At 56.5% G+C, this 14823-nt stretch carries 16 protein-coding genes; 3 read left to right on the top strand and 13 right to left on the bottom strand.

Going from position 1 to position 14823, the window contains the following annotated elements; genetic code table 11:
• The first annotated feature begins 6 nt into the window (after positions 1–6).
• Both tyrS and pdxY read left to right on the top strand, forming a co-directional pair.
• Positions 7–1281 (top strand): tyrosine--tRNA ligase, encoded by a 1275-nt coding sequence (gene tyrS / locus A6013_RS00990; RefSeq protein WP_028012910.1) that lies wholly within the window; start codon positions 7–9, stop codon positions 1279–1281.
• 66 nt (positions 1282–1347) lie between these two features.
• Entirely contained in the window at positions 1348–2208 is an 861-nt protein-coding gene (gene pdxY / locus A6013_RS00985; RefSeq protein ID WP_048956288.1) for a pyridoxal kinase PdxY, read from the top strand.
• A gap of 60 nt (positions 2209–2268) precedes the next feature.
• On the opposite strand, the gene gstA is transcribed toward pdxY, so the two are convergent.
• The 12 genes from gstA to blr all read right to left on the bottom strand — a co-directional run bounded on the left by gstA (position 2269) and on the right by blr (position 12437).
• Positions 2269–2874 (bottom strand): glutathione transferase GstA, encoded by a 606-nt coding sequence (gene gstA, locus A6013_RS00980; protein ID WP_028012912.1) that lies wholly within the window; start codon positions 2872–2874, stop codon positions 2269–2271.
• 105 nt (positions 2875–2979) lie between these two features.
• On the bottom strand, positions 2980–4488 hold the full coding sequence (gene dtpA / locus A6013_RS00975) for a dipeptide/tripeptide permease DtpA (protein WP_028012913.1): 1509 nt from the start codon (positions 4486–4488) through the stop codon (positions 2980–2982).
• Between the two features lie 592 nt (positions 4489–5080).
• A complete protein-coding gene (gene nth / locus A6013_RS00970; RefSeq protein ID WP_028012914.1) occupies positions 5081–5716 on the bottom strand; it encodes an endonuclease III in 636 nt (211 codons plus the stop codon).
• Positions 5713–6399 (bottom strand): electron transport complex subunit E, encoded by a 687-nt coding sequence (locus A6013_RS00965; RefSeq protein WP_023617347.1) that lies wholly within the window; start codon positions 6397–6399, stop codon positions 5713–5715. The genes nth and A6013_RS00965 overlap by 4 nt, the downstream gene beginning before the upstream one ends.
• A gap of 2 nt (positions 6400–6401) precedes the next feature.
• A complete protein-coding gene (rsxG, locus tag A6013_RS00960; RefSeq protein ID WP_045261492.1) occupies positions 6402–7022 on the bottom strand; it encodes an electron transport complex subunit RsxG in 621 nt (206 codons plus the stop codon).
• A gap of 10 nt (positions 7023–7032) precedes the next feature.
• On the bottom strand, positions 7033–8085 hold the full coding sequence (rsxD, locus tag A6013_RS00955; RefSeq protein WP_028012916.1) for an electron transport complex subunit RsxD: 1053 nt from the start codon (positions 8083–8085) through the stop codon (positions 7033–7035).
• Positions 8086–10107, bottom strand: a complete 2022-nt coding sequence (gene rsxC / locus A6013_RS00950) for an electron transport complex subunit RsxC (RefSeq protein ID WP_049138878.1) — start codon at positions 10105–10107, stop codon at positions 8086–8088. It abuts the gene before it with no gap.
• Positions 10100–10678, bottom strand: a complete 579-nt coding sequence (rsxB, locus tag A6013_RS00945; RefSeq protein WP_028012918.1) for an electron transport complex subunit RsxB — start codon at positions 10676–10678, stop codon at positions 10100–10102. Before rsxB ends, rsxC begins: the two co-directional genes overlap by 8 nt.
• Entirely contained in the window at positions 10678–11259 is a 582-nt protein-coding gene (gene rsxA, locus A6013_RS00940; RefSeq protein ID WP_028012919.1) for an electron transport complex subunit RsxA, read from the bottom strand. The genes rsxB and rsxA overlap by 1 nt, the downstream gene beginning before the upstream one ends.
• Before the next feature lie 76 nt (positions 11260–11335).
• Positions 11336–11776 (bottom strand): DUF2569 domain-containing protein, encoded by a 441-nt coding sequence (locus A6013_RS00935; protein ID WP_025758365.1) that lies wholly within the window; start codon positions 11774–11776, stop codon positions 11336–11338.
• A gap of 86 nt (positions 11777–11862) precedes the next feature.
• On the bottom strand, positions 11863–12078 hold the full coding sequence (gene ydgT, locus A6013_RS00930) for a transcription modulator YdgT (RefSeq protein ID WP_013096896.1): 216 nt from the start codon (positions 12076–12078) through the stop codon (positions 11863–11865).
• Between the two features lie 233 nt (positions 12079–12311).
• A complete protein-coding gene (gene blr, locus A6013_RS24885; RefSeq protein ID WP_168733269.1) occupies positions 12312–12437 on the bottom strand; it encodes a division septum protein Blr in 126 nt (41 codons plus the stop codon).
• A gap of 241 nt (positions 12438–12678) precedes the next feature.
• Here blr and A6013_RS00925 point away from each other — a divergent pair, with 241 nt between their 5' ends.
• Entirely contained in the window at positions 12679–13719 is a 1041-nt protein-coding gene (locus A6013_RS00925; RefSeq protein WP_048956290.1) for an oxidoreductase, read from the top strand.
• Between the two features lie 55 nt (positions 13720–13774).
• Here the strand turns inward: A6013_RS00925 and add are convergent, their stop codons facing one another.
• Positions 13775–14776: an adenosine deaminase gene (gene add / locus A6013_RS00920; RefSeq protein ID WP_028012921.1), complete on the bottom strand. Its 1002-nt coding sequence runs from the start codon at positions 14774–14776 to the stop codon at positions 13775–13777.
• Between the last annotated feature and the right edge of the window lie 47 nt (positions 14777–14823).

Below are 14823 nucleotides of genomic sequence, written 5' to 3'. Positions count from 1 at the left end.
AATTTGATGGCAAGCAGTAACTTGATTAAACAATTGCAAGAGCGGGGCCTCGTGGCCCAGGTGACGGACGAGGAAGCGTTAGCAGAGCGACTGGCGCAAGGCCCGATCGCGCTCTATTGCGGCTTCGATCCCACCGCTGACAGCTTGCATTTGGGGCATCTTGTTCCATTGTTATGCCTGAAACGCTTCCAGATGGCGGGTCATAAGCCTGTTGCCCTGGTGGGCGGCGCGACCGGTCTGATTGGTGACCCGAGCTTTAAAGCCGCGGAGCGTAAGCTGAACACCGAAGATACCGTGCAGGAGTGGGTGGATAAGATCCGCAAACAGGTTGCACCGTTCCTCGACTTCAACTGTGGTGATAACTCTGCCATTGCTGCTAACAACTACGACTGGTTTGGCGGCATGAACGTGCTGACCTTCCTGCGTGACATCGGCAAGCACTTCTCTGTTAACCAGATGATTAACAAAGAAGCGGTCAAGCAGCGTCTGAACCGTGACGATCAGGGTATCTCCTTTACCGAGTTCTCCTACAACCTGCTGCAGGGCTATGACTTTGCCTGCCTGAACAAGCTGCACGGCGTCTCTCTGCAGATCGGCGGCTCTGACCAGTGGGGGAACATCACCTCCGGTATCGACCTGACCCGTCGTCTGCATCAGAACCAGGTCTTCGGCCTGACCGTTCCACTGATCACCAAAGCAGACGGCACCAAATTTGGTAAAACCGAAGGCGGCGCGGTGTGGCTCGATCCGAAGAAAACCAGCCCGTACAAATTCTATCAGTTCTGGATCAACACGGCGGATGCCGATGTTTACCGCTTCCTGAAGTTCTTCACCTTCATGGACATTGCAGAGATCAATGCGCTGGAAGAGGAAGATAAGAACAGCGGTAAAGCGCCGCGTGCCCAGTACGTGCTGGCGGACGAAGTGACCAAACTGGTTCATGGTGAAGAGGGCCTGGCCGCGGCAAAACGCATCACCGCAAGCCTGTTCAACGGTACGCTGAGCGATCTGAGCGAAGCGGACTTCGAACAGCTGGCGCAGGACGGCGTGCCGATGGTTGAGATGGAAAAAGGAGCTGACCTGATGCAGGCGCTGGTGGACTCTGAGCTCCAGCCTTCCCGTGGTCAGGCGCGTAAAACCATCGCCTCCAACGCTATCACCATCAACGGTGAAAAGCAGGCTGATCCGGAATACACCTTCGTTGACGGCGATCGTCTGTATGGCCGCTACACGCTACTGCGCCGCGGTAAGAAAAACTACTGTCTGGTCTGCTGGAAGTAAGTAAAAGTCTCGAGGGGCGTGGGAAACCACGCCCTTTTTGTTTGTTCAGGGTTTGGTAAGAAAAAGATGAAGAACATCCTCGCCATTCAGTCCCACGTTGTGTTTGGACATGCTGGCAATAGCGCAGCGGAATTCCCGATGCGCCGCCTCGGTGCCAACGTCTGGCCTCTCAATACCGTGCAGTTCTCTAACCACACGCAATACGGCAAATGGACCGGCTGCGTGATGCCGCCTTCGCACCTCACAGAGGTTGTGCAGGGTATTGCGGATATCGACCAGCTCAAGCGCTGCGACGCCGTTCTGAGCGGCTACCTCGGCTCAGCGGAGCAGGGGGAACACATTCTCGGCATCGTGCGTCAGGTGAAAGCGGCAAACCCGGCGGCAAAATATTTCTGCGACCCCGTCATGGGACACCCGGAGAAAGGCTGCATTGTGGCGCCTGGCGTAGCGGAATTTCACGTTCGCCATGCGCTGCCCGCCAGCGATATCATTGCGCCCAACCTGATTGAGCTGGAGATCCTCTGCGAGCATCCGGTTAACAGCGTAGAAGAGGCTGTACGCGCGTCTCGCGAGCTGATAGCCCAGGGGCCTGAGATTGTGCTGGTAAAACATCTCGCCCGCGCAGGGCTGACCCAGGAGCGTTTTGAGATGCTGCTGGTGACGAAAGATGACGCATGGCATATCAGCCGTCCGCTGGTGGATTTCGGCACGCGTCAGCCGGTGGGCGTGGGTGATGTGACCAGCGGGCTACTGCTGGTGAAACTGTTGCAGGGTGCAACGGTGAGAGACGCGCTGGAGCACGTGACGGCAGCGGTGTACGAAATCATGATTGCGACGAAACAGATGCAGGAATATGAACTGCAGGTGGTCGCGGCACAGGATCGTATCGCGAAGCCGGAGCACTATTTCAGCGCCACACGGCTATAATCGTCCAGAGTTCGTAGGCCGGGTGAGCGTCAGCACCACCCGGCAACACAGACGGCTCGCTTAATTCAACCCTTCCGCTTTTAGCGCAGCGGCCACTGCTGGACGCTCCGCCACGCGCGCCATATACGATGCGATATGGTCCAACCCTTCCAGGTTCAGCTTAACCGCACGCGCCCAGCGCAGTACGGTAAACAGGTACGCGTCGGCAATGGTGAAGCGTGAACCACAAATCCACTGATCGTCTTTCAGCGATTCGTTAACATACTGCAGCTTTTTCTCCAGCAGAGCTCGCACGGTCGGCTTGTACTCTTCCGGCGTATCCGGGCGGAAGAGGGGGGTAAAACCTTTGTGCAGCTCGGTGGCGATATAGTTCAACCACTCCAGCGTTTTATAACGTGCGACGCTGCCGGTAGGGGCAAGGAGCTGGCGATCCGGTACGTTGTCCGCCAGGAATTGCATAATCGCCACGCCTTCGGTCAGCAGAGTTCCGTCATCCAGCAGCAGGGCCGGAACCTGCCCTTTTGGGTTAATCGCAAAAAAGTCATCCCCGTTTTCCAGGCGCTTTTTCATCAGATCAACGCCATCCAGCGTGAAATCTTTGCCGCTCTCGCGCAGGGTGATATGGGAAGCAAGAGAGCACGCGCCCGGTTTGTAGAACAGTTTCATCGGTAACTCCTTTTTGCTGAGGTTTCAGCTATGTTAGTGCGCGAAGGGACAAAAAAAAAGCCGCTAATCTCTTAGCGGCTTCTGTTCTGTCGTTTCTCTCAAATATCACGCGGTAGCGGTTTTGTTCGCTTCCGCCGTCTTGTCGTCGTCCTGAGTCATTCGATTCAGTTTCGGCGCGGTCAGCAGCATCAGCGCCGCGATAACCGCCGTAGCGATACCAATCTGCATGAACACGGTACCGTAGACGTTCAGGGAGAGCAGCGGATCGGTCACGTTTTCTGGCACAGCCATCAGGTTCGCGATCTTACCGGCGATGATCGCCGCACCGGCAGTGGTCAGGAACCAGCTACCCATAATGAAGCCCATCAGACGCTGTGGAACTAGCTGTGCAACCATCGCCAGACCCAGACCGGAGATCATCAGTTCGCCGATAGACTGCAGCGCGTAGCTCAGGATCAGCCAGTTAACGGACACGATACCGGCGTCTGACGCAAACTTAGTCCCCAGCGGCAGCACCAGGAACGCACCAGAACAGAGCACCATACCCACCGCGAACTTGTGCGGCATTGGCAGACGATCGCCCATCTTGTTATAGATTGCGGCCAGAATCGGGGAACCGATCATGATCCAGAATGGATTCAGCGCCTGGAACTGCTCGGGTTCGAATGCGATACCCAGGATAGAGTGCTCAACGTTACGAATAGCGAAGAAGTTCAGAGAGGTTGGCATCTGGCTGTACAGCACGAAGAAGATAATCGCTTCCAGCATCAGAATGAACGCCACAATCATCTTACGACGGGCTGCACCCTTCATAGCGAACGCTTCTTTTGCGAAGATGACCACGATGCCCAGCGCAACTACGCCCAGAACGGCACGAGCGATACCCTGGTTGTGCAGCAGCCAGGTGGCGATTGCCGCCAGGACGACAACGCCCACGATGGTAGCCAGCAGCTTGCCCATGTGGACAGGCTCGAAGTCAGGTTTTGAACCGTAGTCTTTCACCCAGTTGCGGCAGAACAGGAAGTTTACCACGGTGATCAGCATACCCACGAAGCTCAGCGCAAACGCCACGCTCCAGCCGAATTTCGCGGCCAGCCATGGGGTTGCCAGCATGGAAAAGAAGGAACCGATGTTGATGGACATGTAGTACATGGTAAATGCACCGTCCAGACGTGGGTCATCTTTGCTGTAGCAGGTTGAGAGCAGGGAAGACGGGTTCGCTTTGAACAGGCCGTTACCCACGGCGATGGTTGCCATGCCCATGTAGACCACAGCCGCATCATGTCCTGACCATGCAACCAGACCATAGCCAATAGCCAGAACAATGGCACCCAGCATAATGACGCGCTTAGTACCGAGAACTTTATCACCCAGCCAGCCGCCGATAGCAACCAGACCGTAAACGAGGGCACTAAAGGAGGAGAACAGCGTGATGGAATCGGCTTCGGACATACCCAGCTGTTTAACCAGGTAAACCGCCATGATCCCTTGCAGGCCGTAGTAACCAAAACGCTCCCATAACTCGATAGAGAAGATGAGATAAAACGCTTTCGGTTGTTTAAAAGCGTTCAGACTCACGCTTTCATCTGTTGGTTTATTGTTTGCAGTCGACACATATACCTCTTTTTTTACATCCCATATTAACGGGGGTGTTCATCGCGTGAAGGCCGTAGCCCATCCGCCTTATAGTTATATTGGGAGGAGAAACGGCGGGTAATGTTCACTATCCTGCCCCGTCTGGCAATACGTTTGTAATAATCTGTTACATATATCTTGGGCGGTATAATTGTCGGTTTCGACAAATGTTATTTAGCGTTAAATTTTATACGATAACTAAAGGTAGTTTTTTCGACTGGTATACACCCTGTGTGACGGGGTTTTGGCAATATGTTCTGCTATTTGCCGTCTGTTGTAGTGATATAGCCCATATTCTGAAAAATAGCTGGTCTTATCTTCCGGGTAAACGCATTTAAATCTTGCCCGGCAAAGGGTTTGCGATGACTTTGTCTACAAAAAATCAACATGACGTTATCAGAGTGATCGCGATCACAGATGTATAGAAATTTTTGGCTATGAAAAAAGTATTAACCTGTTTGAGCGTTATAGAGCCGAACAAGTGACAAGTCAGAAGAAAGTAAGAGCGGACAAATAACGGCCAAAAGAAGAACGAACGGTAGTCCTTCTTTTGGTAGGGGATTATGACGGGTCAGGGATAGACTTTTTCTTTATATTCGCAGAGATCTTCAATAACGCAGGAGCCGCAGCGCGGCTTTCGGGCTATGCAGGTATAACGACCGTGCAAAATCAGCCAGTGGTGGCAGTCAACCTTGAATTCGGCAGGAACCACTTTTAACAGCTTCTCTTCTACCTGCTCGACATTTTTCCCTGGGGCGAAGTTGGTCCGGTTTGAGACGCGGAATATATGCGTATCAACGGCGATGGTCGGCCAGCCAAACGCGGTATTGAGCACAACGTTCGCGGTTTTACGCCCCACGCCCGGCAAGGCTTCCAGCGCGGCGCGATCTTCCGGTACTTCGCCTCCGTGCTGTTCCAGCAGGATCCGACAGGTCTTAATTACGTTCTCGGCTTTGCTGTTAAACAGGCCGATTGTTTTGATATAGGACTTCACGCCTTCCACGCCCAGCTCCAGCATGGCCTTCGGCGTATTGGCGACCGGATAGAGCAGGGCAGTGGCTTTATTGACGCTCACGTCGGTCGCCTGCGCAGAGAGCAACACCGCGATCAGCAGCTCAAACGGGGAGGTAAAATTCAGCTCCGTCGTCGGGTGCGGGTTCTCGTCCCGCAGACGGGTCAGGATCGCAATGCGCTTTTCTTTATTCATGAGGCCTTCTCGGGTGTCCCTTCCAGAACGCTGCGCTCAGCCGCGCGGCGCTTACGTTTCTCATCAATCAGGTATTTTATTGCCAGCATCATGCCGAGGCCAATAAACGCGCCGGGCGGCAGCATCGCCAGCAGGAACGGTGTATCGGTGTGAAACACCTCAACGCGCAGCGCTTTAGCCCAGCCGCCCAGCAGCGCATCTGCGCCGTCGAACAGCGTACCGTTGCCGAGGATTTCACGCAGCGAGCCCAGCACGAACATGGCGCACGTGGCGCCCATGCCAATGGAAAAACCATCCAGCGCCGACATGGCCGGGCTGTTTTTCACCGCGAACGCTTCCGCACGCCCGACCACAATACAGTTGGTGACGATAAGAGGAATGAAGATCCCGAGCGACTGGTACAGACCAAACGCGTAGGCGTTAATCAGCATCTGGACGATACTGACCACCGACGCAATGATCATGACGTAAATCGGAATACGAATTTCCGACGGCGTCCAGCGTCTCAGGGCAGAGATGGAGAGGTTGGTCAGGGTCAATACCAGCGTGGTTGCCAGACCCAGACCGAGCGCGTTGGTGGCGGTGGATGTCACCGCCAGCAGGGGGCACATACCCAGAAGCTGTACCAGCGCGGAGTTGTTCTTCCACAATCCCTGGACAATAACCTCTTTAACCTGGCTCATGATTACTCCTCACAGGCCGGAAGATTGTTGATCTGCGCGGGCAGCGTTTCAGCGTACAGCCCGGCGCGTTTTACGGCGTTTACCACCGCACGTGGGGTGATGGTTGCCCCGGTGAACTGGTCGAATTCGCCGCCGTCTTTCTTCACCGCAAACGCGGTGTCATCTTCACCATGGATCACTTTACCGGCAAAGTGCAAAATCCAGTCGCTTAAACGCGTTTCAATTTTGTCGCCCAGGCCCGGCGTTTCATGATGTTCCGTCACGCGGGTGCCCAGAATGGTACCGGAGAAATCGCTGCCCACGAGCAGCTGAATGGCGCCGGAATAGCCGTCAGGCGCGGTCGCTTCCATCACCGCGCCGACCGGTTTATCCCCTTTGCGGGCGATAAAGAGGCGGTGCGGGCCTTTCCCAAGCTGCGGCGCGTCTACCACAAAGCAGCTTTTTTGCAGGTCATTATCGTAGAAATCGGACGGGATCACCTGATCGAACAGCGCCTTTTGCTGCTTCGAGGCCTGTTCTTCGATGGTCGTTTTGGTCAGCGCATTAACCAGTGCCGTCAGCCCCGTCAGGACCGCGGCGAAGACAGCCAGCGTGACGCCGTGTTTTTGCATCGTTTTTAACATGGCGAAACCCTTAGCGATGGCCGTACACGCGTGGACGCGTGTAATAGTCGATGAGCGGAACGGTAATATTGGCGAGCAGGACGGCAAAGGCCACGCCGTCCGGGTAGCCACCGAAGCTGCGGATGAGCCAAACCAGCAGGCCAGCCAGCGCGCCGAAGATCAGGCGTCCGCGGTTAGTCGTTGAGGCCGTCACCGGATCCGTCAGGATAAAGAAGGCACCCAGCATGGTCGCGCCGGAGAGCAGGTGCATCTGCGGGCTGGCCAGGGATTCAGGAGAGAATACCCAGCCCAGCGTGGCACAGACCGCCAGCGTCACGAGGAAGCTGACCGGAATATGCCAGCGGATGGCCTTCTGCTGCAACAGGAACAGGCCGCCCAGCAGATACGCCAGGTTGACCCACTGCCAGCCGGCTCCCGCCAGCACGCCGCTGTAGATGGCGGACTTCATGATTTGCTCAACGCTGTGCCCGGCGTGCAGGGACGTTTTAAACGTATCGAGCGGCGTCGCCTGGCTGATACCGTCCACGCCCATACGCAGCGCGTTCATATCAGCACCCAGCGCCGTATGGCCGGTAAAGATCACCTGCAGAGCATCCATAAAGCCGGGAACCGTGGCCGCAATCTCGTGCGGTGGCAGCCAGCTGGTCATCTGTACCGGGAAGGAGATCAGCAGCACCACGTAGCCAATCATTGCCGGATTAAACGGGTTATGACCGAGGCCGCCATAGAGCTGTTTGGCAATAATCACGGCAAACACGGTGCCGAGCACCACCATCCACCACGGGGCAAGCGGGGGAATGCTGATGGCCAGCAGCAGGCCGGTCAGCAGCGCGGAGTTGTCGGCCAGGATGCGGGAAACCGCCATCTTGCGCAGCTTCAGCACGAGGGCTTCCGCCGCGACGGCGCTGGCGCATCCAAGAGCTATCTGGAACAGAGTTCCCCAGCCGAAAAACCAGCACTGAACGGCAATGCCCGGTAGCGCGGCCAGGCAGACCAGCATCATGATGCGCGAGGTCTGGCGCTGATTGTGGGTGTAAGGGGAACTTGCGATTCTGAAAACCATTTAATCCTCGTTTACGGCTTGCTGTGCGGCTTTCTTTGCCTGAACGCGCGCAATGGCGGCGGCGACGGCGGCCTTGCGCGGGTCATCGTTGGCGGCCTGCGGCTGCTCTTCCTGCTGTGCTGCTTTGCGCGCTTTGGCGCGGGCTATCGCCGCTTCAACGGCGGCTTTGCGTGGGTCGACCGGTGCTTCAGGTTCTGCGGCTGGCGCCTGCTGCGCTGCTTTGCGCGCTTTGGCGCGGGCAATCGCCGCTTCAACGGCAGCTTTACGCGGATCGACCGGTTCCTGTTCAACCACCACTGGCTGCTCCCCGGCCTTGCGCGCTTTGGCACGGGCTATTGCCGCTTCGACGGCGGCTTTGCGTGGATCGATTTCAGTATCCGGCTGCGCCGCTTGCGCTTTTTCCGCCTGACGGGCGCGGGCCGCAGCTTTACGCGCTTCGCGGGCGGCAATCGCTTCGCTGTTATCCGGTTTTTCACCGGCCTGGATCACCAGCGTCTGGGCGGCACTGGCTTTTTTCTCGCGAACGCGCGCCAGTGCGGCGTTGATTGCATCCTGATCTTTCCCGGCAGGCTGAACGGCGGCCTGCTTATGTCGCTCCTGACGAGCCATCTTCTCACGTTCGAGACGCGCCTGACGCGCTTCGAAACGTGCCTTGGCTTCCGCGGCGCGTTTTTCTTCCATGGAGATGGCATAAATCTCGGCCTTCTCCTGGCGGAAGTACTGCACCAGAGGAATGTTGCTTGGGCAGACCCAGGCGCAGGCGCCGCATTCGATGCAGTCGGCCAGGTTATGGGCTTTGGCCTTATCGTGCAGCTGGCCTTTGCTGTACCAGTACAGCTGCTGCGGGAGGAGATCCGCCGGGCAGGCATCGGCACAGGCGCTGCAGCGGATGCAGCCTTTCTCTTCCTGCTCCTCCCCCATTTCGGTTGGGGAAGGGGCGAGCAGGCAGTTGGTGATTTTCACTACCGGAACGTCGAGCCACGGCAGGGTAAAGCCCATCAGCGGACCGCCCATGATCACCATCTGGTCGCTGGCCGGGCAAAATTCAGCCTGTTCCAGCAGATGGCGCACCGGCGTGCCGAGGCGCGCCCAGACGTTACCCGGACGAGAGACAGACTCTCCGGTCAGCGTTACCACGCGCTCGGTCAACGGCTCGCCGTCAATCACCGCACGCTTGACGGCGTAAGCGGTGCCGACGTTTTGCATCAGCACGCCGATATCCGACGAGCGTCCGCCGTGCGGGACCTGCTTGCCGGTGAGGATTTGCGTCAGCTGTTTTGCGCCGCCAGAGGGGTACTTGGTCGGAATAACGCGCAGGGCGATATCATGGCTACCGGCCAGCACGGCGCGCAGCATTGAAATAGCCTGCGGTTTATTGTCTTCGATACCAATCAGCACTTCCCGCGGCTGCAGAATGTGCGCAAGGATGCGGATGCCTTCCACCACTTGGGCGGCACAGTCCTGCATCAGACGATCGTCGGCGGTGATGTACGGCTCGCACTCGGCGGCGTTGATAATCAGCGTCTGAATCTTATCGCCACCGCCGCGCAGCTTGACGCCGGTCGGGAAGCCCGCGCCACCAAGCCCGGCGACGCCGAACTGATGAATACGCTCAATGAGCGCTTCGCGGCTCTGGCTGCGGTAGTCGCTCCAGCCGTCACGGTCAATCCAGCGATCTTCACCGTCGGCTTCAATAATCACGCTCAGTTCCGACAGCGCGGACGGATGCGCCACCGTATGAGGGGCAATTGCCACCACTTTCCCGGAAGTAGGGGCGTGTACCGGCAGCATACGTCCGCGTCCGAAGGTCAGCGGCTGACCGCGCAGCACCGTATCGCCTTCTTTCACGCACAGCTCGCCCTCAGCGCCAATATGCTGCTTGAGCGGCATGACGTAACGCGTCGCCAGCGGAATTTGACGCAGCGGCGTGCCGTTGGACTGGGTTTTCATCTCTGGCGGATGGATACCGCCGTCAAAGTCCCAGATCTTCTCTTTTCTGAAAGCAGAAAATAACTTAAGCATGTTGTTCCACAGGAATATTGCGAACCGGAATGGTTTGAAGATCCCACTTCCAGCTTTCGGTAGTCGTTTCAACCGGGCGCAGCTCTATACATTGCGTCGGGCAGGGGGCCACGCAGAGGTTACAGCCGGTGCAAAGATCCGCCACAACGGTGTGCATGGCGCGGGTCGCGCCGACAATGGCGTCGACCGGACAGGCCTGAATACATTTGGTGCAGCCGATGCAATTTGCTTCGTCGATCACCGCGAGGGCGCGAACCGGCTCCTGGACTTCCGCATCGCCATCAACGGGCTGCGGATCGACGTTAAGCAGGGCGGCAATTTTCAGCATCACCGCTTCGCCGCCGGGCGCACAGCGGTTAATTTTTTCACCCTGAATGCCTACCGCTTCAGCGTAAGGGCGGCAGCCCGGGTAGCCGCACTGTCCACACTGACTTTGCGGCAAAAGCTCATCAATTTTTTCAACAACAGGATCGTCCTCTACCGCGAAACGGCGGGAGGCGTAGCCCAGGATAAGGCCAAACACCAACCCCAGGACGCTGATAGAGGCGATGGCAATCCAGATAGCATTCATTACAACTTCACCAGACCACTAAAGCCCATAAAGGCCAGAGACATTAAACCCGCGGTCACCAGCGCAATGGCATTACCGCGAAATGGCGCAGGGATATCCGCTGCTGCCAGACGTTCGCGAATCGACGCGAACAGCACCATAACAAATGAGAAACCGACAGCGGCGGAGAAGCCGTACAGCGCCGACTGCATGAAGTTATGGCCAAGGTTGATGTTCAGCAGCGCCACGCCAAGCACCGCGCAGTTGGTGGTGATCAGCGGCAGGAAGATACCCAGCAGGCGATAGAGCGCCGGGCTGGTTTTACGCACCACCATTTCGGTAAATTGCACCACCACCGCGATAACCAGAATAAACGCCAGCGTACGGAGATAGATTAACCCCAGCGGGATGAGGATCCAGGTGTCAATCAACCACGCACAGATAGACGCCAGCGTCATGACGAAGGTCGTCGCCAGCCCCATGCCCATCGCTGTTTCCAGCTTTTTGGACACGCCCATAAACGGGCACAGGCCAAGGAACTTCACCAGAACGAAGTTGTTAACCAGCACGGTGCCGACAAAGAGCAGTAAGTAATCGGTCATTATTTAGCCTGAAATAAAAAAGCCGCCTATTATCGGACAAACCGGGGCAGGCGACAACAGGTTATCTGTAAGGTTATTACGGGTTCACGAAGGTGTTTTTCACACGCGTTGAACGTTTGAAATAGGGCACCAGCAGCGCCGCGGCCAGTAACGGGAAAAGCAGCTGGCGGACAGCAAGCGCGTCAGAGACGGGCGAGAAAGCAAACGCTTTAACCGCCAGCAGGACCGAGACCAGCAGCCAGATAATGTAGTGCTTAGGCACACTCTTGCGGCGCTTAAAGAAGGCGATAGTCAGCCACAGGGTGTAGTACCACATCCCAATCGCGAAAACGAACGACACAAACCACATCGCTATATTCAGCACACTTTGCGACATCAGGGTCTGAATAGCGTGAGGGGTAATCAATGCGGTGGTATAAAGCAGCAGCGCAAGCGATGCGCTTAATAAGGCAACCAGCAGCCATGCCAGTGGGGCGATTAACCAGCCTCCGATGCGTTCTCCAGGCGTTGCGGTCATGAACTCTCCCATTATCTGCGCGAAATGTTGTACAGCCAGTTTGCAGGGCGGAGAGTATATAACATTTCGCGCGGATGGCTACTTTCTTATAAAACGTAACGCCATACGGACTTCGGCACCTCGCCGACGTTGAACAAGCGACCGCCGGAGACCAGCTCCGCACGGCGATGGTCAGCGGCGCGATACATATTGATGATGTCCTGATTATCCGACAGGGTGTAGTTCAGATGGTCAAACAGTTTTTCCAGGCTCTCAAGCGAATTGATCTTGCGAAATTTTAATAAATAGTCCTGAACTGTCATATTAATAATTTTCCATATAAAAGTGAGTAATACCAGTTAAGGTAATTCGGTCGAATAATAAACGGATTAATACAGACGTAAACAGCCCACTCAGATAACGCGACGAAATTAGGAGTTTTCTTTGCTGAAATTCAGGCACCGAAGGTGATGCCTGGAAGAGAAGGTTAACCGTGTTCACCAGGGCTGGCAATACGAAACTGACACATTATGTCACTCTTTAAAGCAGCAACCGGTTACTTAGGATGGGTGACGGCAGCAGGCTCCGGCGGCTGGTAGTTATCAATATGGCTGGCTACGCCGAGCAAAATGACCGAAACCCCAAGAACAATCCATCCCGCTAATTCAATGATTCGATTAATAATTGATGCCATGATTCACTGTTGTAATTTATCCATAAATACAGGTCGCAAATGTTACAGCGCTGTTTCTCTGACGGCAAGCGCTTTGGGAACGATTCCCTTAAACAAAATCAGAAGGTTAATACTATGTAACAAAAATAGCCGGTACAGCCTGCTATTTTAAGCGCCATGGCTCATTATTAATGAGGGCAATGCCAGAAAGGCCAGTATGAAATAAGAAACGCAAAAAGAGGACAACACGATGAGTGATAACATCCGCGTCGGGCTTATAGGCTACGGGTACGCGAGCAAAACGTTTCATGCGCCTCTGATAGCCGGAACGCCGGGAATGGCGCTGGCGGCGGTATCCAGCAGCGACGCCGCCAAAGTCCACGCTGACTGGCCCGCAGTGCCGGTTGTCTCCGAGCCTAAACACCTTTTCAACGATCCGAATATCGATTTAATTGTTATTCCCACCCCGAACGACACGCACTTCCCGCTGGCGAAAGCCGCGCTGGAAGCCGGGAAGCACGTCGTTGTTGACAAACCCTTCACCGTGACGTTGTCACAGGCGCGTGAGCTGGAGGCGCTGGCAAAAAGCCTGGGCAGAGTGCTGTCCGTTTTCCATAACCGCCGCTGGGACAGCGACTTCCTGACGGTTAAAACGCTTCTCGGGGAAGGCACGTTAGGAGAGATCGTTTTTTTTGAATCGCATTTTGACCGCTTCCGTCCGCAGGTGAGAAACCGCTGGCGCGAGCAGGCCGGTCCGGGCAGCGGCATCTGGTACGATTTAGCCCCGCATCTGCTGGACCAGGCCGTGAATCTGTTTGGGCTGCCGGTGAGCATGACGGTCGATCTGGCCCAACTGAGGCCCGGTGCGCAGACAACGGATTACTTCCACGCGGTGTTGAGTTACCCGCAGCGGCGGATTGTGCTGCACGGCACGATGGTCGCGGCCGCGGAATCTGCCCGCTATATCATCCACGGCACGCGCGGGAGCTACGTGAAGTTTGGCCTCGATCCGCAGGAAGATCGCCTCAAAAACGGTGAACGTCTGCCGCAGGAAGACTGGGGCTATGATATGCGCGACGGCGTCGTGACGCGGACGGAAGGTGAGGAGCTGGTTGAGGAAACCCTGTTAACGATCCCGGGTAACTATCCGGCTTATTATGCTGCCATCCGCGATGCGCTTAACGGAACGGGGGAGAACCCGGTTCCGGCCAGCCAGGCGATCCAGATTATGGAGCTGATTGAGCTGGGGATTGAATCTGCCAAACATCGCGCGACGCTCTGTCTGGCATAAGTTTTTGACGTTGTTGTAGGCCGGGTAAGGCGTAGCCGCCACCCGGCAAAAGGGTTTACGCGGTTGCCACCTTATCCCGCAGCGCCTGCTTCTCTGCAGGCGTAAGGAAGGCGATCTCCAGCCCGTTGATCTGCGCCTGGCGGATCTGCTCGCGGCTCAGGCCCGCCTGCGGCGCGGCGATGTTGTACTCGTGGATGATATCCACGCCCTGAACCGCCGGATCGTCCGTGTTCAGCGAGGCCAGCACGCCGTGCTCGAGGAACGTTTTCAGCGGGTGCTGCGCCAGCGTTGCCACGGTGCTGGTCTGAATGTTGGACGTCAGGCACGACTCAATGCCGATGCGCTGCTCCGCCAGGAAATCCATCAGCGCGCGGTCTTCTACCGCCTTCACGCCGTGGCCGATACGCTCGGCGCCCAGCTCGCGGATGGCCTGCCAGATACTTTCCGGGCCCGCTGCTTCACCCGCATGGACGGTAATGTGCCAGCCAGCATCGCGCGCGCGGTTGAAGTGGGAGAGGAACAGGCTGCCGGGGAAGCCCAGTTCGTCGCCGGCGAGGTCGACGGCAGTGATGGCATCGCGGTGCGCCAGCAGCGCTTCCAGCTCCTGCAGGCAGGCGGCTTCGCCGAACGTGCGGCTCATAATGCCGATCAGGCGGGCCTGAACGTCGAAGGTTTTACACCCTTCACGGACGCCTTCAATGACGGCTTCCACCACGCCTGCAACGGGCAGGCTGTGGGTCATCGCCATATAGCCCGGCGAGAAGCGCAGCTCAACGTAGTGCAGACCGTTGCGGGCCGCGTCTTCAATGTTCTCAAACGCCACGCGGCGGCAGGCATCCAGCGAGGCCAGCATCTTCACGCCCCAGTCGAGTTTGCTCAGGAAGCTGACCAGGTCTGGTTCATTGGAGGTAACCTGTACGTGTGGGATCAACGACTCAAGCGTCTGAGCGGGAAGCGTTAAGTTGAACTGGCGGCCAAGATCGAGGATGGTTTGGGCACGAATGTTACCGTCAAGGTGACGATGAATATCAGTTAAGGGCAGGCGTGTATCAATCATGGTCGCACTCTTTTCGGGTTAAAGTGCGCCATATTATAAAAACAAAA

Source organism: Enterobacter sp. IF2SW-B1 (assembly GCF_001743375.1).
Lineage (GTDB): Bacteria > Pseudomonadota > Gammaproteobacteria > Enterobacterales > Enterobacteriaceae > Enterobacter > Enterobacter bugandensis.
Note: the sequence above shows the minus strand (reverse complement) of the source record. Positions and strands in the feature narration are given on the sequence as shown.

What these genes read in the sequence shown, in the direction of transcription:
- tyrS (WP_028012910.1), top strand. Translation starts at nt 7, where the DNA reads ATGGCAAGCAGTAACTTGATTAAACAATTGCAAGAGCGGGGCCTCGTG.
- pdxY (WP_048956288.1), top strand. Translation starts at nt 1,348, where the DNA reads ATGAAGAACATCCTCGCCATTCAGTCCCACGTTGTGTTTGGACATGCT.
- gstA (WP_028012912.1), bottom strand. Translation starts at nt 2,874, where the DNA reads ATGAAACTGTTCTACAAACCGGGCGCGTGCTCTCTTGCTTCCCATATC.
- nth (WP_028012914.1), bottom strand. Translation starts at nt 5,716, where the DNA reads ATGAATAAAGAAAAGCGCATTGCGATCCTGACCCGTCTGCGGGACGAG.
- A6013_RS00965 (WP_023617347.1), bottom strand. Translation starts at nt 6,399, where the DNA reads ATGAGCCAGGTTAAAGAGGTTATTGTCCAGGGATTGTGGAAGAACAAC.
- rsxG (WP_045261492.1), bottom strand. Translation starts at nt 7,022, where the DNA reads ATGTTAAAAACGATGCAAAAACACGGCGTCACGCTGGCTGTCTTCGCC.
- rsxD (WP_028012916.1), bottom strand. Translation starts at nt 8,085, where the DNA reads ATGGTTTTCAGAATCGCAAGTTCCCCTTACACCCACAATCAGCGCCAG.
- rsxC (WP_049138878.1), bottom strand. Translation starts at nt 10,107, where the DNA reads ATGCTTAAGTTATTTTCTGCTTTCAGAAAAGAGAAGATCTGGGACTTT.
- rsxB (WP_028012918.1), bottom strand. Translation starts at nt 10,678, where the DNA reads ATGAATGCTATCTGGATTGCCATCGCCTCTATCAGCGTCCTGGGGTTG.
- rsxA (WP_028012919.1), bottom strand. Translation starts at nt 11,259, where the DNA reads ATGACCGATTACTTACTGCTCTTTGTCGGCACCGTGCTGGTTAACAAC.
- A6013_RS00935 (WP_025758365.1), bottom strand. Translation starts at nt 11,776, where the DNA reads ATGACCGCAACGCCTGGAGAACGCATCGGAGGCTGGTTAATCGCCCCA.
- ydgT (WP_013096896.1), bottom strand. Translation starts at nt 12,078, where the DNA reads ATGACAGTTCAGGACTATTTATTAAAATTTCGCAAGATCAATTCGCTT.
- A6013_RS00925 (WP_048956290.1), top strand. Translation starts at nt 12,679, where the DNA reads ATGAGTGATAACATCCGCGTCGGGCTTATAGGCTACGGGTACGCGAGC.
- add (WP_028012921.1), bottom strand. Translation starts at nt 14,776, where the DNA reads ATGATTGATACACGCCTGCCCTTAACTGATATTCATCGTCACCTTGAC.